The sequence below is a fragment of the Rhodobacter capsulatus genome, from assembly GCF_003254295.1.
Lineage (GTDB): Bacteria > Pseudomonadota > Alphaproteobacteria > Rhodobacterales > Rhodobacteraceae > Rhodobacter > Rhodobacter capsulatus.
In genome coordinates, this window is the sequence record NZ_QKZO01000007.1 from 146,939 (window position 1) to 164,890 (window position 17,952).

Annotated in this window: 15 protein-coding genes, 2 tRNA genes and 1 pseudogene; 9 read left to right on the plus strand and 9 right to left on the minus strand. The window is 68.4% G+C overall.

Annotated elements, in window-relative coordinates; translation table 11 throughout:
- The first annotated feature begins 11 nt into the window (after positions 1-11).
- Positions 12-1,076, plus strand: coding sequence for a class I SAM-dependent methyltransferase (locus LY44_RS11830; RefSeq protein ID WP_055212934.1), 1,065 nt, complete (start codon positions 12-14; stop codon positions 1,074-1,076).
- A 15-nt stretch (positions 1,077-1,091) separates the two neighbouring features.
- Here LY44_RS11830 and LY44_RS11835 read toward each other — a convergent pair whose 3' ends face one another.
- Positions 1,092-1,502: a hypothetical protein gene (locus LY44_RS11835; protein ID WP_065118436.1), complete on the minus strand. Its 411-nt coding sequence runs from the start codon at positions 1,500-1,502 to the stop codon at positions 1,092-1,094.
- Between the two features lie 212 nt (positions 1,503-1,714).
- Between LY44_RS11835 and LY44_RS11840 the strand changes: the two genes are divergently transcribed.
- Positions 1,715-3,700, plus strand: a complete 1,986-nt coding sequence (locus LY44_RS11840) for a DEAD/DEAH box helicase (protein WP_055212936.1) — start codon at positions 1,715-1,717, stop codon at positions 3,698-3,700.
- A 71-nt stretch (positions 3,701-3,771) separates the two neighbouring features.
- Here the strand turns inward: LY44_RS11840 and hemE are convergent, their stop codons facing one another.
- Entirely contained in the window at positions 3,772-4,806 is a 1,035-nt protein-coding gene (hemE, locus tag LY44_RS11845; RefSeq protein WP_055212937.1) for a uroporphyrinogen decarboxylase, read from the minus strand.
- A 118-nt stretch (positions 4,807-4,924) separates the two neighbouring features.
- Between hemE and hemC the strand changes: the two genes are divergently transcribed.
- From hemC to LY44_RS11860, 3 genes are all read left to right on the plus strand, one after another.
- Positions 4,925-5,869 carry a hydroxymethylbilane synthase gene (gene hemC / locus LY44_RS11850; protein ID WP_055213144.1) on the plus strand — a complete coding sequence of 315 codons (945 nt, stop codon included), beginning with the start codon at positions 4,925-4,927 and terminating at the stop codon, positions 5,867-5,869.
- A 103-nt stretch (positions 5,870-5,972) separates the two neighbouring features.
- Complete coding sequence (locus LY44_RS11855) at positions 5,973-7,349, plus strand: FAD-binding oxidoreductase (RefSeq protein ID WP_055213146.1); 1,377 nt, start codon at positions 5,973-5,975, stop codon at positions 7,347-7,349.
- Positions 7,350-7,387: 38 nt separating this feature from the next.
- Positions 7,388-8,590: an MFS transporter gene (locus LY44_RS11860; protein WP_055212938.1), complete on the plus strand. Its 1,203-nt coding sequence runs from the start codon at positions 7,388-7,390 to the stop codon at positions 8,588-8,590.
- 40 nt (positions 8,591-8,630) lie between these two features.
- Here LY44_RS11860 and LY44_RS11865 read toward each other — a convergent pair.
- Positions 8,631-9,342 (minus strand): annotated as a pseudogene (locus LY44_RS11865) (arylesterase).
- On the opposite strand from LY44_RS11865, the gene LY44_RS11870 reads away from it, so the two are divergent.
- Together LY44_RS11870 and LY44_RS11875 are read left to right on the plus strand one after the other, a co-directional pair.
- Entirely contained in the window at positions 9,332-10,000 is a 669-nt protein-coding gene (locus LY44_RS11870; RefSeq protein ID WP_055212939.1) for an ABC transporter ATP-binding protein, read from the plus strand. The pseudogene LY44_RS11865 and the gene LY44_RS11870 overlap by 11 nt on opposite strands.
- On the plus strand, positions 9,997-12,504 hold the full coding sequence (locus LY44_RS11875) for an ABC transporter permease (protein ID WP_055212940.1): 2,508 nt from the start codon (positions 9,997-9,999) through the stop codon (positions 12,502-12,504). The genes LY44_RS11870 and LY44_RS11875 overlap by 4 nt, the downstream gene beginning before the upstream one ends.
- A 61-nt stretch (positions 12,505-12,565) precedes the next feature.
- On the opposite strand, the gene LY44_RS11880 is transcribed toward LY44_RS11875, so the two are convergent.
- Together LY44_RS11880 and LY44_RS11885 are read right to left on the minus strand one after the other, a co-directional pair.
- A complete protein-coding gene (locus tag LY44_RS11880) occupies positions 12,566-13,033 on the minus strand; it encodes a transglycosylase SLT domain-containing protein (RefSeq protein WP_055212941.1) in 468 nt (155 codons plus the stop codon).
- Between the two features lie 110 nt (positions 13,034-13,143).
- Positions 13,144-15,561 carry a heavy metal translocating P-type ATPase gene (locus tag LY44_RS11885; protein WP_055212942.1) on the minus strand — a complete coding sequence of 806 codons (2,418 nt, stop codon included), beginning with the start codon at positions 15,559-15,561 and terminating at the stop codon, positions 13,144-13,146.
- A gap of 126 nt (positions 15,562-15,687) precedes the next feature.
- Here LY44_RS11885 and LY44_RS11890 point away from each other — a divergent pair, with 126 nt between their 5' ends.
- Positions 15,688-15,897, plus strand: coding sequence for a YgaP family membrane protein (locus LY44_RS11890; protein WP_055212943.1), 210 nt, complete (start codon positions 15,688-15,690; stop codon positions 15,895-15,897).
- A 135-nt stretch (positions 15,898-16,032) separates the two neighbouring features.
- Here the strand turns inward: LY44_RS11890 and hisH are convergent, their stop codons facing one another.
- From hisH to LY44_RS11910, 4 genes are all read right to left on the minus strand, one after another.
- On the minus strand, positions 16,033-16,674 hold the full coding sequence (hisH, locus tag LY44_RS11895) for an imidazole glycerol phosphate synthase subunit HisH (RefSeq protein WP_055212944.1): 642 nt from the start codon (positions 16,672-16,674) through the stop codon (positions 16,033-16,035).
- Entirely contained in the window at positions 16,674-17,261 is a 588-nt protein-coding gene (gene hisB / locus LY44_RS11900; RefSeq protein WP_055212945.1) for an imidazoleglycerol-phosphate dehydratase HisB, read from the minus strand. Before hisB ends, hisH begins: the two co-directional genes overlap by 1 nt.
- Positions 17,262-17,364: 103 nt before the next feature.
- Positions 17,365-17,439: transfer RNA gene (locus tag LY44_RS11905), tRNA-Gly, on the minus strand.
- Between the two features lie 54 nt (positions 17,440-17,493).
- Positions 17,494-17,568: transfer RNA gene (locus tag LY44_RS11910), tRNA-Gly, on the minus strand.
- Positions 17,569-17,732: 164 nt separating this feature from the next.
- Between LY44_RS11910 and LY44_RS11915 the strand changes: the two genes are divergently transcribed.
- Complete coding sequence (locus LY44_RS11915) at positions 17,733-17,930, plus strand: CsbD family protein (protein ID WP_055212946.1); 198 nt, start codon at positions 17,733-17,735, stop codon at positions 17,928-17,930.
- Positions 17,931-17,952: the final 22 nt, after the last annotated feature.

Genomic DNA, 17,952 nt, shown 5'->3' on the forward strand with positions numbered 1-17,952 from the left:
CCTCCGATCTGATGAGCCATCCCCGTTTGATGCTGGCGCTTGAGGCGCCGCAAGCCCTGCCGTCCGAAGGGCGGATCGTCGTTTACCGTCCCACCGCCGAGACCGACCTGTCCGATCTGCCAAAGGACCGGCTGCAGCTGGTGCAGGGCTTCCGGCCCGACCACGACGCGCTGGCCGGGCGCGGTTTCACTGTCGCCGCCGCGACGGCGGAAGGCGGGTTCGCCGCCGCCGTGGTCTTCGTGCCGCGCGCCAAGGCCGAGGCGCGGGCGCTGCTGGCCGAGGCTTGCGCCCGCGTCGTGCCGGGCGGGCCGATCTGGGTCGACGGGCTGAAGACTGACGGCATCGATTCGCTGCTGAAAGATCTGCGTGCGCTGGTGCCGGTCACCGACCCGATCGCCAAGGCGCATGGCAAGATTTTCGGCTTTGCCGCCACGCCGGGTGCGCTGGCGGGCTGGGAGGCGCGGCCGCTGCAGCCCGCGCCGGGCTTCACCACCGCGCCGGGGGTGTTTTCGGCCGATGGCATCGACCGTGGCTCGGCGCTGCTGGCCGCCTGCCTGCCCGAGACGCTGCCCGCAAGGGTGGTCGATCTGGGCGCGGGCTGGGGCTGGCTTGCGGCGCAGGTTCTGGCGCGCAAGGGGGTGGAGGCGGTCGATCTGGTCGAGGCGGACCATGCCGCGCTGGATTGTGCGAAACGCAACCTGCCCGATCCGCGGGCGCGGTTTCACTGGGCCGATGCGACCCGGGTCAAGCTCGACACCCGGCCGCTCGCCATCGTGATGAACCCGCCCTTTCACACCTCCCGCGCCGCCGATCCCGCTTTGGGCGTGGCCTTCATCCGTGCGGCGGCGGGGCTTTTGTCGCTCTCGGGCACGCTCTGGATGGTGGCGAACCGGCATCTGCCCTATGAAGCCGTGCTGCGCGCCTGCTTCCACGAGGTGACGGAACTCACCCCGCCCGGCGGCCGCGACGGCGCCTTCCGGGTGCTCCGGGCCGAGCGTCCGATTGCGCATGCGACGAAACCGGAAAAGCCCGCGCCCGAAACCGCCGCGCGCCGGGTGGTGCGGCGGCGGCGCTGAGAGCGGCGCGCGGGCCTATTCTTCGGGATAGGCCGCGCGGCAGGCGCGGATCGCGGCATTGGCGGCGGGGGTCATCTCGCGGATCTTGTCGCGCAGCCCGTCGCGCTTGCGCCGTTCCGAGACCGGATCGATCGCCACTTCGCGGGTGCGGGTGACGGTGTAATCCTCAAGACACATCCGCGGCTTCTCGATCACCGTGCCGTTGCCGCGGCGGATCACGTCGGTGCCGCAGTGTTCCCAGCGCGTCATCGGCACCTCGTAATCCTCATAGGCATAGCCGCGCGCCAGATTGCCCTCGATCTCGTCGAGCATCCCCTGCAGATGCCGGATCTCGCGGGTCTCGCGGTTGATGCATTGCTCCTGCGGCGTGCCGCAGCCGGCCAGAACACCGAAGCCCAGAACAGCGAACACGATCAGCTTGCGCATGGAACCCTCCGTTTGGGTCATTCTTGCGCTCGCGCACGCGGAAAGGCAATCGCCCGCGCACGCGGAAAGCCAACCGGGGAGGGGGGCGCCGCCCCCGGGATATTTGGCCAGGGTGAACGCGGGATATTTGCCGTGATGCCAGAACGGGGCTTTCCTTTTGGGCGGATTGGGCGTATGGGCTGCCCTTTGATAGTAGCGAAAGCCCCCCCCATATGACCGACTTCCCCCATCTTCCCGCGGCGCTTGCCGAGGCTCTGTCCGCGCGGGGCTATGATGCCCTGACGCCCGTTCAGGACGCGGTGACGCGCCCCGAGCTGGCCGGACGGGATCTCCTCGTCTCGGCGCAGACGGGGTCGGGCAAGACGGTGGCTTTCGGGCTGGCGATCTCAGCGGAACTGCTGGGCGAAAACGGCATCTCGCCTTACCCGGATCTGCCGCGCGCGCTGGTTGTCGCGCCGACGCGCGAATTGGCGGTGCAGGTCAGCCGCGAGCTGAGCTGGCTTTACGAAAAGGCGGGGGCGGTGATCACCGGCGCCGTCGGCGGCATGGATGCCCGCGCCGAGCGCCGGGCGCTGGAACGCGGCGCGCATATCGTTGTCGGCACGCCCGGGCGGATCTGCGATCACATCCGCCGCGGTGCGCTGGATCTCTCGGCGCTGTCGGCGGTCGTGCTGGACGAGGCCGACGAGATGCTCGACATGGGTTTCCGCGAAGATCTGGAATTCATTCTGGAATCCGCACCCGAAGGGCGCCGCACGCTGATGTTTTCGGCGACCGTGCCGCGCGAGATCGAGCGGCTGGCGCAGACCTTCCAGCGCGAGGCGGAGCGGATTTCCACCGTGTCCTCGCGCGAGAGCCATGCCGATATCGACTACCGCGGCGTGCTGGTGGACCGCTCCGACCGGGAAAACGCCATCGTCAACCTGCTGCGCCTGCACGAGGCCGAGCGCGCCATCGTGTTCTGCTCGACCCGGGCGGCGGTGACGCATCTGACCGGCAAGCTTCTGAACCGGGGTTTCTCGGTCGTGGCGCTGTCGGGGGAGCTGACGCAGGACGAACGCTCGCGCGCGCTGCAGATGATGCGCGACGGCCGGGCGCGGGTCTGCATCGCGACCGACGTGGCGGCGCGCGGCATCGACCTGCCGGGGCTGGAGCTGGTGATTCACGCCGATCTGCCGATGAACCGCGAGGGGCTGTTGCACCGTTCGGGCCGCACCGGCCGGGCCGGGCGCAAGGGGCTGTCGGCGATCGTCGTGCCGCTGAACGTGCGTGCCAAGGCCGAGCGGCTTTTGCGCGAGGCGCAGGTCTCGGTGACCTGGGAAGGCGCGCCGACGCCCGAGGATATTCTGGCCCGCGATCAGGAACGTCTGCTGACGGAACCGGCGCTGGTCGAGCCCGCGACGGCCGAGGAATTCGACGCCATCGCCCGGCTTCTGGAAACGCATGAGCCGAAACAGCTGGCCGCTGCCGTGCTGCGCCATTTCCGCGCCGCCCGCACCGCGCCCGAGGATGTGATCGCCGTCACCGTGGGCGAGGGGCCGAAACCCCGCGCGCGCGAGGAATTCGGCGCCGCGCGCTGGTATCGGCTCTCGATGGGCCATGACCAATGGGTTGATCCGAAATGGCTTTTGCCGATGCTTTGCCGTGCGGGCGATCTGACCCGGCGCGACATCGGGATGATCCGGGTGATGCAGCAAGAGACCTTCGTGCAGATCCATGAATCGATGGCCGACCGTTTCGAGGCGGGTCTGGGCGCCGATCGGGTGATGGAAGGCAAATGCACGGTCGAAAACCTGCCGGGCATGCCCGAGGGACTCGACCGTCCGGCGCCGAAGCCCGACCGGTGGACCAAGACCGGCGATCGCAAGCCCTATGAGAAGAAACCCTATGCGCCGCGCGGCAGCTATGGCGACAAGCCCGCGCCGAAGCCGCATCGCAAGGGCCCGCCGCGCGAAGAGGGGGCCGAGCGTCCCGACCGCGCCGAGCGGTTCGAGAAGACCGAGCGTCCCGCCCGCAAGCCCCTGGGCGACGCCCCGGCGCCGAAGCCCCGCAAGGCCGCCCCCTGGGCGCGCGAAGGCGGCCACGGTGCCGCCGCGAAAGAGGGCAAACCGGCGCCGAAATACGGCGCGAAAAGCTTTGCCAAGCCGGGTGCGAAACCGGCGGGCAAGCCCGGTCCGAAAAAACCGCGCAGCTTCTGAACCGCTGCGCCAGATAAGCAAAGGGGGCCTCGCGGCCCCCTTTTTCTTGGTCCAAATACGCCCTTGCGCGCTCAGCCCTTGCGGATGGTTTCCATCAAAAGCGTGACGTTGTCCGGGTTCGCCTCCGGCGTGATGCCATGGCCGAGGTTGAAGATATGCGGCCCGTTCTTGAACGCGGCGACGACCTTTTTCGTTGCGTCCACAAGGGCTTCGCCGCCGGTCACCATGTAGGACGGGTCAAGGTTGCCCTGCACGCAGGTCTTGCCCATCTGCACATTCGCCGCCGCCCAGTCGGGCGAGACCGAATTGTCGATGGCGACGCAATCCGCTCCGGTCTTCTCGGCGAAACCGATGTAGCCTTGGCCCGCCTCGCGCGGGAAGGCGATGACCGGCAGGCCGGGGAAGCGGCGCTTCATCTCGGCGGTGATGATCCGCGCGGGCTCGACCGCGAAATCCTCGAAATCCTGACCCTTGAGCGACCCGGCCCAGCTGTCGAAGAGCTTGACCACTTCGCAGCCCGCCTCGACCTGTTTCGAGAGATATTCGATCGTCGCCACGGTCACCGCATCGATCAGCGCCGAGAAGGCGGCCCGGTCGGTGTCCTTGAACTTGTGCGCCGCCGCCTGATCCTTGGAGCCGCGGCCCGCGATCATGTAGGTGGCCACGGTCCAGGGCATGCCCGCAAAGCCGATGAAGGTGGTTTCCTTCGGCAGCTCGCGCGACAGGATCTTGCAGGTCTCATAGACCGGGGCAAGCTTGTCGTGGATGTCGTCCTTGCCCTTGAGCGCCTTGACGCCCTCCATCGAGGTCACGGTGGACATCCGGGGGCCTTCCCCGGTTTCAAACCACAGATCCAGCCCAAGCGCCTGCGGCAGCAGCAGAATGTCGGCAAACAGGATCGCCGCGTCAAAGCCATAGCGGCGGATCGGTTGCAGCGTCACCTCGGCGGCCAGGTCCGGCGTGTAGCACAGGCTCAGGAAATCGCCCGCCTGCGCGCGGGTGGCGCGGTATTCGGGCAGATAACGGCCCGCCTGCCGCATCAGCCACACCGGCGGCGTGGAAAGAACTTCGCCCTTGAGGGCGCGCAGGATCGTCTTGTCGGTCATAGGGGGCCTCCTTACTTGCTTCCTTTCAGCGTCCCCTGCGGCTGAATGTCAAGCTCTGTTGACACTTGTAAAGCTTGCGCGGGCAATCTGACGCGGTTATGCCAAGCGCATGGAACAGATGCCCTCGCCCAACGCCCCGCTGAAGATCGGCACCCGCGGCAGCCCTCTGGCGCTCGCGCAAGCCTTTGAGACCCGTTCGCGGCTCATGGCCGCCTTCGATCTGCCCGAAGAGGCCTTCGAGATCGTCGTGATCAAGACCTCGGGCGACAATGCGGCGCTGATCGCCGCCGACAAGCCTTTGAAAGAGGTGGGGGGCAAGGGCCTTTTCACCAAGGAAATCGAAGAGGCGATGCTGGCGGGCTCGATCGACATCGCCGTGCATTCGATGAAGGACATGCCGACGCTTCAGCCCGAGGGGCTGATCCTCGACTGCTACCTGCCGCGCGAAGACACCCGCGATGCCTTCGTCTCGATGAAATACAATTCGCTCGCCGAGCTGCCCGAGGGCGCTGTGGTGGGCACCTCCAGCTTGCGCCGTCGCGCGCAATTGTCTGCCCGTCGCCCCGATCTGAAGATGGTCGAATTCCGCGGCAACGTGCAGACGCGGATGAAGAAGCTGGGCGAAGGCGTGGCCGATGCCACCTTCCTGGCGCTGGCCGGTCTGAACCGTCTGGGCATGTCCGAAGTGGCGAAATCCGCGATCGAGCCGGAAGACATGCTGCCCGCCGTGGCGCAGGGCTGCATCGGGATCGAACGCCGCGAGGCCGATAGCCGCGCCAAGATGATGCTTGATGCCATCCATCACGCGCCCTCGGGGCTGCGTCTGGCCTGCGAACGCAGCTTCCTTCTGACGCTCGATGGCTCGTGCGAGACCCCGATCGGCGGTCTTTCGGTGCTCGAAGGCGATCAGATCTGGCTGCGCGGCGAGATCCTGCGTCCCGATGGCTCCGAGACGATCACGGGCGAGATCCGCGGCCCGGCCGCCGATGGCGTGGCGCTGGGCGCGGAACTGGCGAAACAGCTGCTGGCCAAGGCGCCTGCGGATTTCTTCTGCTGGCGGTAAGCCTGCCGCACCCGCGTAAAGGGCGTATTTGAGCCAAGAAAAAGCGGCATGTTTTTTCTTGGTGAAAATACGCGAAAGCGCGGCCAAAGCCCCGGGCGATCCGATGGATCTTCTTGACCGTTTGAGCGACATTCTCGGCCCTGCGCAGGTTCTGCGCGGGGCCGAAGCTTTGGCCTATGGCCGCGAATGGACCGGGCATTATGCCTGGGAACCGCTTGCCGTCGTCCGCCCCGGCACGACCGGGGAGGTGGCCGCGGTCCTGCGTCTGGCGCATCAGACCGGCACGCCCGTCGTGCCCGTCGGCGGCAATACCGGGCTCAATGGCGGCACCTATGCGCCGGGCGCGCTGATGCTGTCGCTTTCCCGCATGAGCCGCATCCGCGATCTGAACCCCGCCGCGCGGACGGTGGTGGCCGAGGCCGGGGTGGTGCTCGAAACCCTGCAGGATCTTGCCGCCGGGCAGGGGCTGGCCTTTCCGCTGAGCTTTGGCGCCAAGGGCTCGGCGATGGTGGGGGGATTTCTCTCGACCAATGCGGGCGGCTCGAATGTGCTGCGCTACGGCTCGGCCCGGGCGCTGTGTCTGGGGCTTGAAGTGGTTCTGGCCGATGGCCGGATCTGGCACGGGCTGACGGGCCTGCACAAGGACAACACCGGTTACGATCTGCGCGATCTGATCATCGGGGCCGAGGGCACTTTGGGGATCATCACCGCCGCCGTGCTGAAACTGGTCCCCGCGCCCACGGCCTATGCAACCGCGCTGGTCGGGCTGGAGAGCCTGTCCGAGGCGCTCGCGCTGCTCAACGCGGTGCAGGCGGGCACCGGCGGCGCGGTCGAGGCCTTCGAATTCATGCCCGATCGCTACATGGCGCGGCTTTCCCGGCTGAAACCGGCGCTCGCCTGTCCCTATGCCCCCCGCCCGGTCAATGTGCTGATCGAGACCGCGACGACCGTTCCTGGCGCCGATCCCGTCGCCGCGCTGGAAACCCTGCTCGGCGCGGCGCTGGAGGCCGGTCAGGTGACCGAAGCGGTGATCGCCCAATCCGCCACGCAGCGCCGCAAGCTGTGGGAGATGCGCGAATCGGCGGCCGAGATCACCTTCACCACGCCGGACATCGTCGATTGCGACATCGCCCTGCCGCTTGACCGGCTGGAGACCTTCCTGACCCGGATGACGCCTGCGCTGGCCGATCTTGACCCCGGCGCCGAGGAGCTGGTGATCGCGCATCTGGGCGACGGCAACATCCATTACACCGCTTACCCCTCGCGCCCCGATCCGGCGCTGGCGCAGGCGATCCGCGCCCGGGTCAGTGCCGAGGCGGTCGCCCTGGGCGGCAGTTTCAGTGCCGAACACGGGGTGGGGATTTCGAAGCGCGCGACGATGGCGGTGCACAAGGACCCGGTGGCGCTGGCGATGATGGCCGCGATCAAGGCGGCGCTTGACCCCAAGGGCATCCTCAACCCCGGCAAGGTGCTGCCGTAGGGGGTTGAGAATCGCCTCTGCCAGGCGCATCAGGCCGCATGTCCCTTGCCGCCCCCTTCCGCCCGATCCTGCGCGACCGCACCCTGATGCTGGCCGCTGGCTTGCTTGTGCTTTTCGGCGCCCATGCCGCGACGATCGCGCCCTATGTCTCGTCGCTTGCGGTCAAGGTCTTCGGCCTGTCCGATCACGCCTTTTCGGCGCTTCTGATCCTCGCCTCGCTCGTCGCCGTTGCCACTTCGGTCGGTTTCGGCATCCTCGCCGATCAGCGCGCCAATCGCCGCGCCATCGCGCTGATGACCGTCACGGCGCTGACGCTGGGCACGGCACTGATGGCACTCGCCCCCGCCACCCCCGCCTTCGTGCTGGCCCATGCGCTCTTGCTGCCGATCTCCAGCGCGATCTTCGGGCAGATCTTCGCGCTGGCCCGTCTGGCCGCCACCACCCAGCCCGAGGCCGACCGCCCCGCCGTCCTTTCCACCCTGCGCGCGCTTTTCGCCCTGCCCTGGGTCGTGGTGCTGCCGATCTGGTCGGTGGTGTTTCAAGGCGACACCCCCCTCACCGCGATCTATCCGGTCTGCCTTGTCTTGGCAGTGCTGATGCTGGGGCTGACCGTCCGGCTCTGGCCGCGCGACGGCGCAACCCATTGGGAAGACGTGCCTTCGGGCCTCTCGTTTCGCGAGGCGCTGCGCGAGATCGGCCATCCGCAGGTGCTGATCCGCGTGCTGGCCCTTGGCACGATCAACGGCGCGGTGATGCTTTACATGGTGGTCGTCGGGCTGGTCTTCGCCGCCATTCCCTTTCGCGGCGCCGCCGATACCGCGCTTTACGCGGGGCTCATGGCCGGGCTCGAGGTGCCCTTCATGCTGGCGCTGCCCTTCCTTGTCGGCCGGGTCCGCCAAACCTGGCTGATCGCCCTTGGCACGCTTCTCTACGCCGTCCACCTCGCGGGCATCCCGCTTCTGGCCGAGACCCCCGCGGTCTGGGCGCTGACGCTGTCGGGCGCGATCGGCGGCGCCATCGTGCTGACCCAGCCGATGGCCTATCTGCAGGAGCTGATGGCCGAGCGCCCGGGCGCGGGCGCCTCGCTGATGGCGCTGCAGAAACTGGCGGGCGACGCCTTTTCCGCCGCCTGCTTTGCCCTTGGCACCAGCCTCGGCGGCTACGGCCTTGCCGCCTTCCTGGGCGCGGCCCTGTCCCTCCTCGGCGCCACCCTGCTGATCGCGCTTGACCGAAACCGCTGACTTTTTCTTGGTCCAAATACGCCCTTGGCCCACCGCGGTTTCAGGGCGCAGGCCTCACAAGGTCCAGCACCTCCAGCACCTTCGGTCCGAGCGCGCCGACAATCAGCGTCACGCCCTTTGCCGAGGGGTGGATGTTGTCGCCCTGCATCAGCCCTTCCGCCGCGCGCGCCTCGGGCGTCTTCGCGGCGATCGGCGCCAGCAGATCGGGCACGACAACCGCGCCATAGCGCGCCCCAAGCTCCGGCCAGATCGCATCGTAACCGGCCTGCCAGTCCGGGCCGTAATTGCCGGGCGCCTTCAGTCCGACCAAGGCCACCGGCAGCCCCCGTGCCGTCACCTCGGCCAGCATCGCCTCCAGATTGCCGCGCGCCTGTGCGGGGGGCTGGCCGCGCAGCATGTCATTGCCGCCAAGCGCGATCATCACCGCATCGACCTCGGGCGTCAGCGACCAGCCCAGCCGCGCCCGCCCGCCCGCCCGATGTCGTGTCGCCCGACACCCCCGCATTGATCACCGTCACCTCGGCGCCCTGCGCCCGCAACCAGCTTTCCAGCTGCGGCACCAGCCCCTGATCCGGTTCAAGCCCGTAACCTTGGGTCAGGCTGTCGCCCACGGCAAGCAGCGTCACCGGCTCGGCCATGGCCGTCCCGCCGATGCCAAGCGCGAAAATCCCCGTGGCCAGCGCCTTGCCCAGCCGCCGCCGCACCCCATATCCGATTGATCCCCTTTGCAGACAGGCCCAGATGACCGACATCGTTCTCTCCCTTGCCGACGCGCGACTGACCTTGGCCGGAAATGCCGGTCCCGTCGAGATCCTGCATTCCATCACGCTCGATATCCTGCGCGGCGAAAGCGTGGGGCTGGTGGGGCCGTCCGGGTCGGGCAAGTCGTCGCTCCTGATGCTGATGGGCGGGCTTGAACGCGCCACCTCGGGGCAGGTCATGGCGCTGGGCCGCGATCTGACCGCGCTGGGCGAGGATGATCTGGCCCGCTTTCGCCGTGGCAACATGGGGATCGTGTTCCAGTCTTTCCACCTTGTGCCCACGATGACGGCGCTGGAAAACGTCGCCCTGCCGCTGCAGATCGCCGGGGCGAAAGACGCGATCGCGCGCGCCGAGGCCGAGCTTGCCCGGGTCGGGCTGGGCCATCGGCGCAACCATTATCCGTCGGAAATGTCGGGCGGCGAGCAGCAGCGCGTGGCGCTGGCCCGCGCCGTCGCGCCGCGTCCGGCGATCTTGCTGGCCGACGAACCGACCGGCAATCTAGATGCGGCGAACGGTGCCGCGATCATCGAGCTTCTGTTCACCCTGCAGGCGGAAACCGGGGCGACGCTGGTGCTGGTCACCCATGCGCCGGATCTGGCCGCGCGCTGCAGCCGTCTGGTGCGTCTGGCCGACGGGCGGCTGGCATGAGGCTCGCCCTTTCCATCGCCCGTGCGGAATTGCGCAGCGGGATCAAGGGGTTTCGGATTTTTCTTCTGTGCCTGATGCTGGGCGTGGCGGCGATTGCCGCCGTCGGCCTTGTGCGCGAGGCGATCCGGGCCGGGCTTTCTGATCAGGGCGCGGTGCTTCTGGGCGGGCAGGCGCAGCTGGAATTCACTTATCGGCGTGCGACCGGCCCCGAGCGCGACTGGATCATGGCGCAGGGCGAGCGGGTCTCGGAGGTGGTCGATCTGCGCTCGATGGCCAGCACGGGCGACGGCGCGGAAACCGCGCTGACGCAGCTCAAGGGGGTGGACGAAAACTGGCCGCTCGTCGGGCAGGTGGTGCTCGATCCGCCGGTGGGCACGTCCGCGCTGGCGGGGCAGGGCGGTCTGCCCGGCGCTTTCCTTGATCCGGTGCTGGCCGACCGGCTGGCGCTGAAGCCCGGGGATCGGTTCCGGCTTGGCGGGCAGGACTTTGTGCTGATGGCGCGGCTCTTGCGCGAACCCGATGCGGGCGGGGCGGGCATGGCCTTTGGCGCGCGCTCGGTGGTGGCGCTTTCGGCGCTGGAACGCACGCCGCTATTGAACCCCGGCTCGCTTTACGAAACGCAATACCGCCTGACCCTGCCCGAGGGGCAAAGCCTGCCCGCGCTCAAATCCGCTGCGCAAAAGCGCTTCGAGGGCGCCGGGATGCGCTGGAGCGATGCGCGCCGCGCCGCCCCCTCGGTCGAGCGGTTCACTGACCGGCTCGGCTCTTTCCTGGTGCTGGTGGGGCTGGCCGGGCTGGCCGTGGGGGGCGTCGGCATCTTTGCCACGGTGCAGGCCTGGATCGCGCGCAAGGCGGCCACCATCGCCACGCTGCGGGCGCTGGGCGCTTCCGGGGCGACGATCCGGGGCGCGTTTCTGCTGCAGCTTGCCGCGCTGACGGTGCTGGGGGTGACGGCGGGGCTTGCCCTTGCCGCGGCGCTGGTGCTGGCGGCGCAGGGCCCGATTGCCGCCGCGATGCCGGTGCCGGTCACGGTGACGCTTGCCCCCCGCCCGCTGCTCGAGGCCGCGCTTTACGGCACGCTGACGGCGGCGATCTTCGCGCTTTGGCCTTTGGCGCAGCTGTCCGAGCTGCGCGCCGCCACGCTTTACCGCGAGGCGCAGACGGCCCGGCGCGGCCTGCCGGGCTGGGGGATGCTGGCGCTGATCGGCGCGCTGACGGCGATGCTGCTGGGCGCGGCGGTGGCGTTTTCGGGCCTGCCCGCGCTGACGCTGGGCACTTTGGGCGGCGTTGCCGGGGCGCTGTTGTTGCTGGCGCTGGCGGCTGCGGGCATCCGCCGTCTGGCCCGGCGCCTTGGCCCGCGCAGCGCGCGGTTTCCGGCGCTCCATGCGGCGCTGGCCGCGATCGGCGCGCCGCGATCGGAAGCGACGGCGGTCATTCTGGCGCTGGGCCTTGGGCTCTCGGTTCTGGCTGCGGTCGGTCAGGTCGAAAGCGGGCTGCGCGGCGCCATCGCGAAAGACCTGCCGAAACTCGCCCCCGCCTTCTTCCTGATGGACATTCCGCCGCCTGACCGCCCGGCGCTGGTGGAAAGGATGCAGGATTTCGCGGGCGTGTCGCGCGTCGATACCGTGCCGATGCTGCGCGGCATCCTGACGAAGATCAACGGAGAGGACGCGCGCAGGGTCGCGGGCGAGCATTGGGTGCTGCGCGGCGACCGCGGCGTGACCTTTGCGGACGCCCCGCGCGAAAAACTGACCGAGGGGCAATGGTGGCCCAAGGATTACGCCGGGCCGCCGCTGGTCTCGGTCTCCGCCAAGGAGGCCGTGGAACTGGGGCTGAAGCTGGGCGACCGGCTCACGGTGAACATTCTGGGGCGGGACATCGAGGCCGAGATATCCTCGTTCCGCGATGTCGATTTTTCGACGATGGGGATCGGCTTCGTGCTGACCTTTTCGCCCAATGCGCTCTCGGGGGCGCCGCATACCGAACTGGCGACGATCTACGCCCCCCCCGCCGAGGAGGCGCCGATCCTGCGCGCGCTGTCGAAAGACTTCCCGACCGTCACCGCCATTCCGGTGCGCGAGGCGATGGCGCGGGTCAGCGACGCGCTTGCCTCGATCGCGCAGGCGGTGGCCTTGGCGGCCTCGGTCACGCTGCTGACCGGCTTCACCGTGCTTTTGGGCGCGGCGGCGGCGGGCGAAGAGGCCCGGGCGCGGGAAGCCGCGCTGCTCAAGGTGCTGGGGGCGACGCGCGGGATGATCCTGGGATCCTTTGCGCTGCGGGCGCTGATCCTTGGCGCCGCCTCGGGGGCGATTGCGGTGGCGGTGGGGGCGCTGGCCGGTTGGGCGGTGCTGCGCTTCGTGATGGAGGCCGCGTTCCGCTTTGATCCGGTCTCGGCCGGGGGGATCGTTCTGGGCGGCATGGTGGCGGTGCTGGCGGCGGGCACGCTGTTTGCGGCGCGCCCGCTCTCGGTGCGGCCGGCGCAGGTGCTGCGGGCACAGGATTGAGACGAAAAACCCCGCGGGACAGGGTTCGGCGGGGCTTTTCAGACAGATCTGGCGGGGCGGCTCAGGCGAGCCCGACCTCGTCCAGAATGCCGCGGCGCTTGGCTTCGTAGTAATAGCCCTTGGCATACCAGCTGACGGCGCGGCTTTCGTTGCCATCGGCGCACATCCAGGCGCCGCGCAGGTATTTCACCCCGTATTTCAGGTTCGTATCCGCATCGAGCAGATCCGCGGCCGAGCCGTCAAAGCCCATCGTGCCCGCGGTGCGCGGATGGATCTGCATCAGCCCGTAATAGGGGCCGTTGCGGGCGCCCGGATTGTAGCCGCTTTCGCGCTGCACGATCCGGTGCACGAGGCTGCGCGGCACCTCGTAATGATCGGCCCAGCGGTTGATCTTGGCGCGCATCGCGGGGCTTTCGCCGGGTTGCAGCAGGCCATCGGGCGGGTTTTTCGACGATTGACGGCCCGTACCACAAGCCGAAAGCGCCAGGGCGGCACCAAAGCTCAGCAGCAGGGATCGGCGGGACAGCATGTGGCCTCCAGTCGCTCACGGGTTCGTTTCAGCCCTGATACCGAGCCGTGATCCCTGCGGCAAAGGAATTTTCCACGCCCCGGCGACAATGGGCGGAGCTTCGCCGATGCTCAGGCGGCGGCGCGGCGCAATCTGAGGGCGTTGGTGACGACGAAAACCGAGGACAGCGACATCGCCGCGGCGGCCAGCATCGGCGAGAGGCCCGGCCCCCCAAAGGGCACCAGAACCCCCATCGCGACCGGGATCAGCGCGGCGTTGTAGGCGAAGGCCCAGAACAGGTTTTGCCGGATGTTGCGCATCACCGCGCGCGAGAGCGTGACTGCACGGGCCGCCCCGCGCGGATCGGCGCCGACGATCACCACCTCGGCCGCCTCGATCGCGACATCGGTGCCAGACCCCAGCGCCAGCCCGACATCGGCCGCCGCAAGGGCAGGGGCGTCGTTGATGCCATCGCCGACAAAGGCGACGGCGCCGGTGTCCTGCATCGCCGTCAGCGCCGCGACCTTGCCCGCGGGCAGCACGCCCGCGATGACGCGCGAAATTCCCAGCTGTCGCCCGACCGCCGCCGCCGTGGCCGCGACATCGCCCGAGATCATCGCCACCGCGATGCCTTCACGCTCCAACGCCGCGACGGCTGCGGCGGCATGGGGTTTCGGCGGGTCAGAGAGGGCCAGCACCGCAACGGGGGTGCCATCGAGCGCCACAAGGACCGGGGTCTTGCCATCCTGCGCAAAGACTTCGGCCTGAGCGGCAAGCGGGGCCGGGTCGATCGCGGCCTCGCTCAGGGCGGCGGCATTGCCAAGCAGGATCTGCCGTCCCTCGACCTCGGCCGCAAGGCCCCGGCCGGGCGTCGCCACCACCTTGCGGGCGCGGGCGGGGGCGATGCCCGCCGCCTCGGCCGCCTGCACCACGGCGCGGGCCAGCGGGTGTTCGGACCGCGCCTCGGCCCCGGCGGCAAGGCGCAAAAGATCCGCTTCGGTCAGGCCCGGAAGGACGAATAGATCGGTCAGCGCCGGGCGCCCCTCGGTCAGGGTGCCGGTCTTGTCGAAGGCAAGGGTTTTCACCTCGGCCAGCCGTTGCAGCGCATCGCCGCGCCGGAACAGAAGGCCCAGCTCCGCCCCACGCCCGGTGCCGACCAGGATCGAGACCGGCGTCGCGAGCCCCATCGCGCAGGGGCAGGCGATGATCATCACCGAAATCGCCGCGACCAGCGCGGGCGCCAGCCCTTGCCCCAACGCGAACCAGACCGCGAAGGTCAGGGTCGAAAGCGCCATCACCACCGGCACGAAGACCCGGGTGACACGGTCGACCAGCGCCTGCACCGGCAGTTTCTGCCCCTGCGCGGCTTCCACCAGCGCGATGATGCGCGAGAGCACCGTGTCGGCCCCGGTCGCGGTGACGCGGTACACCAGCGCCGAAGTGCCGTTCACCGTGCCGCCCGTCACGGGCTGGCCCGGGGCTTTCTCGACCGGGACGGGCTCGCCCGTCAGCATGCTTTCGTCAAGGAAACCATGGCCTTCGGTCACGATCCCATCCACCGCCACCCGCCCGCCCGGGGCCAGGTCTACCAGATCGCCGGGGGCGAGCTCCGCGACCGGCAGCTCGACCGTGCCGCCCGGCCGCTGCACCCGCGCCGTGGCCGGGCGCAGCGCCACAAGGCGCGAGATCGCTTCGCCCGCCTGCCCCTTGGCACGGGCTTCCAGCCAGCGGCCAAGCAGGATCAGCGTCACGATCACCGCCGCCGCCTCGAAATAGACATCGACCGTGCCGGGCGGCAGGATCTGTGGCATCAGCACGACCAGCGCCGAATAGCCCCAGGCGGCCAAAGCGCCAAGCGCGACAAGCGAATTCATCTCGGGCGCGAGGCGAAAGAGGGCAGGCAGGCCCAGGCGCAGGAAGACCCGGCCCGGGAAGGCCAGAACCAGGGTGGTGAAGACGAATTGCACGTTCTGCATCCCGTCCTCGCCGATCGCCCGGGCAAGGAGGTGATGCAGCGGCGGGTAAAGATGCGGCCCCATGGCCAGAAAGAAGACCGGCGCGGTGAGCAGCGCCGACAGCAGGACTTGACGTTTCAGCCGCGCGGCTTCCGCCGCCTGCCGCTCGGCCACCGGCGCGGGGGCGGGTGTGGCGCTGATCACCCGCGCCTGCACGTCGATGCCCTCCAGCCGCCGCAGAAGCTCCGACGGCGCCACCGTGCCCTGCGCATAGGTGACGCGGGCGGTGCCGTCCGGCGCCACCGCGACCGAGAGCACGCCGGGCGCCGCCTGCAGCGCCGCCGCGACCTGCCCCGGATCGGCGGTCCCGAACGCCAGACAGGTCTCGGCCCGCGCAATCGGATAGCCCGCCCGCGCCAGCGCTTCGGCCAAAGCCTCCGCCCGCGCGGGGGGCTCGAATTCGACCCGGACCGAACGCGCCATCAGATTTGCCGCCGCCAGCGTCACCCCCGCTTCGGCCTGCAAGGCGCGTTCCACCCGCCCGGTGCAGGCGCCGCAATGCATCCCCTCGACGATGAAGCTGGTGCTGGCCATGACGCTCTCCTTTGCCCTTCAGTTGCGCCGCACGGCGGCAAGGTCAAGCGCCGAAATATTCGAGAACTTGAATTTGTCAGGCGGCGATGCTATCTGAGGGGACATCCACCCAACCGGAGTTTCCCGATGACCCTTGATCGTGCCGTTCTCGTCTTTGCCGGGATCATGGTTCTGCTCAGCGTCGTGCTGACCTGGACCGTGTCGGTTTATTTCCTGTGGTTCACCGTCTTCATCGGCCTGAACCTGATCCAGTCGGCCTTCACCGGCTTCTGCCCCGCCGCCCTCGTTCTGGGCAAGCTCGGCTTTCCGACCGGCTGTGCCTTCGAGGCAAAGTAAGCCCGGGGCTCTGCTTTCATCTTGCCCTAAATACCTCGGGGGTCGTCCATTGGTGCGCCATTGGTTCAAGAACCAATGGACGACGGGGCGGAGCCCCCGCCCGGGTCGCCTCGGCGAAAGCCGAGGCGAAATCCCTCACGGCTTCCAGCTCAGGAAATTCGCGATGATCCGCAGCCCGGTGCGCTGCGATTTTTCCGGGTGGAACTGCGTGCCCACGATATTGTCGCGCCCGACGATCGCGGTGATCGCGCCCGCATAATCGGCATGCGCCAGCCGGTGCGCGGGGTCCGCCACCACGAAATGATAGGAATGCACGAAATAGGCATGATCGCCGGTGGCGATGCCGTCGAGCACCGGATGGGCGTGATCAAGCACCAGATCGTTCCAGCCCATATGCGGCACCTTGAGCCGCGCATCCGCGGGGGCGATTCGCACCACCTCGCCGCCGATCCAGCCGAAACCCGGGGTGGGCTCGAATTCCAGCCCGCGCGTCGCCAGCATCTGCATGCCGATGCAGATCCCCATGAAGGGCACGGCGCGGCGGGTGACGGCCTCGTCCACCGCCTCGAAGAGCCCGCTGTGGCGCACAAGCGCCGCCCGGCAGGCTGGAAAGGCCCCGTCACCGGGCAGCACGATCCGGTCGGCGCGCGCCACCACATCGGGCTCCGATGTCACAACCACCGTGCCATGCCCGGCCTCGCGTGCCATGCGTTCAAAGGCCTTTTGCGCCGAATGCAGGTTGCCAGAATCGTAATCGACCAGAACCGTCAGGCTCATCACAGCGCCCCTTTCGTCGAGGGCAGGATCCCCGCCATCCGCGCATCGGGCTCGACCGCCATCCGCAGCGCGCGGGCGACCGCCTTGAAGGCGGCCTCGGCGATATGGTGGCTGTTCACCCCGTGCACGCGGTCGACATGCAGGGTGATCCCGCCATGGGTAGCGAGCGCCTGAAAGAATTCGCGCACAAGCTCGGTGTCGAAAGTGCCGATCTTCTGCGTCGGGAAGTCGACATTCCAGACCAGAAACGGCCGCGCCGACAGATCGAGCGCGCAAGCGACCTGCGCATCATCCATCGCCAGAACGAAATGCCCGTAGCGTCGGATGCCGCGCTTGTCGCCCAAAGCCGCGCTCAAGGCCTGGCCCAGCGCGATGCCGGTATCCTCGACCGTGTGGTGATCGTCGATATGCAGATCGCCCTTGGCGGTGATGTCGAGATCGATCAACGCATGGCGCGACAGCTGATCCAGCATGTGATCGAAGAAGCCGACGCCGGTGGCATTCCGGTAAACCCCGGTGCCGTCAAGGTTCACCGTCACCGAGATCTCGGTCTCGGCGGTCTTGCGATGGATCGTGGCTGTCCGCATCGGCTGCTCCTGCTGGTTTCAGCGCCTTATAGGGCGGGCAGGCGCGGATGTTAAGCCGGAAGCCAAAAAGACGAAACCCTCCCCGAGGGGAGGGTTTTTCGTCTGGAGCGGGCGATGAGATTCGAACTCACGACCCTAACCTTGGCAAGGTTATGCTCTACCCCTGAGCTACGCCCGCGTCCTTGGCGATGGCCTTGCGGCCTGAGGTACGGTCTTGCGACCTGGTTCCGATTGGAGCGGGCGATGAGATTCGAACTCACGACCCTAACCTTGGCAAGGTTATGCTCTACCCCTGAGCTACGCCCGCGCTGCCTTTCGGTGAGGGGGGATTTATGAAATCGCGCCGGGGGCTGCAAGTGGAAAATGCACGGTTCGATGAAAAACTGCTGCGGGAACCGAAAGCGGCCTTGCGACGTTGGAAAGACGGGTGCGGCGAAAGGGCCGCGCGCTTCCAACCGAGAGGAGACGGCCATGAACACGGACATCATCGAAGGCAAGTGGAAAGAGATCAAGGGCGCGGTGCGTGCCAAATGGGGCGATCTGACCGATGACGAGATCGAGGAGATCGCGGGCGAGCGCGAGCGGCTGGAGGGGCTCGTGCAGCAGAAATACGGCCGCACCAAGGAGGCGGCGAAGAAGGAAGTCGACGAGTTCCTGTCGAAACTCTGACCCGGGGGTGCCGGACCGGAAC

Bases quoted from the DNA above. Each gene is read 5' to 3' on its own strand.
- LY44_RS11830 (WP_055212934.1), top strand. From the start codon at position 12: ATGAGCCATCCCCGTTTGATGCTGGCGCTTGAGGCGCCGCAAGCCCTG.
- LY44_RS11835 (WP_065118436.1), bottom strand. From the start codon at position 1,502: ATGCGCAAGCTGATCGTGTTCGCTGTTCTGGGCTTCGGTGTTCTGGCC.
- LY44_RS11840 (WP_055212936.1), top strand. From the start codon at position 1,715: ATGACCGACTTCCCCCATCTTCCCGCGGCGCTTGCCGAGGCTCTGTCC.
- hemE (WP_055212937.1), bottom strand. From the start codon at position 4,806: ATGACCGACAAGACGATCCTGCGCGCCCTCAAGGGCGAAGTTCTTTCC.
- hemC (WP_055213144.1), top strand. From the start codon at position 4,925: ATGCCCTCGCCCAACGCCCCGCTGAAGATCGGCACCCGCGGCAGCCCT.
- LY44_RS11855 (WP_055213146.1), top strand. From the start codon at position 5,973: ATGGATCTTCTTGACCGTTTGAGCGACATTCTCGGCCCTGCGCAGGTT.
- LY44_RS11860 (WP_055212938.1), top strand. From the start codon at position 7,388: ATGTCCCTTGCCGCCCCCTTCCGCCCGATCCTGCGCGACCGCACCCTG.
- LY44_RS11870 (WP_055212939.1), top strand. From the start codon at position 9,332: ATGACCGACATCGTTCTCTCCCTTGCCGACGCGCGACTGACCTTGGCC.
- LY44_RS11875 (WP_055212940.1), top strand. From the start codon at position 9,997: ATGAGGCTCGCCCTTTCCATCGCCCGTGCGGAATTGCGCAGCGGGATC.
- LY44_RS11880 (WP_055212941.1), bottom strand. From the start codon at position 13,033: ATGCTGTCCCGCCGATCCCTGCTGCTGAGCTTTGGTGCCGCCCTGGCG.
- LY44_RS11885 (WP_055212942.1), bottom strand. From the start codon at position 15,561: ATGGCCAGCACCAGCTTCATCGTCGAGGGGATGCATTGCGGCGCCTGC.
- LY44_RS11890 (WP_055212943.1), top strand. From the start codon at position 15,688: ATGACCCTTGATCGTGCCGTTCTCGTCTTTGCCGGGATCATGGTTCTG.
- hisH (WP_055212944.1), bottom strand. From the start codon at position 16,674: ATGAGCCTGACGGTTCTGGTCGATTACGATTCTGGCAACCTGCATTCG.
- hisB (WP_055212945.1), bottom strand. From the start codon at position 17,261: ATGCGGACAGCCACGATCCATCGCAAGACCGCCGAGACCGAGATCTCG.
- LY44_RS11915 (WP_055212946.1), top strand. From the start codon at position 17,733: ATGAACACGGACATCATCGAAGGCAAGTGGAAAGAGATCAAGGGCGCG.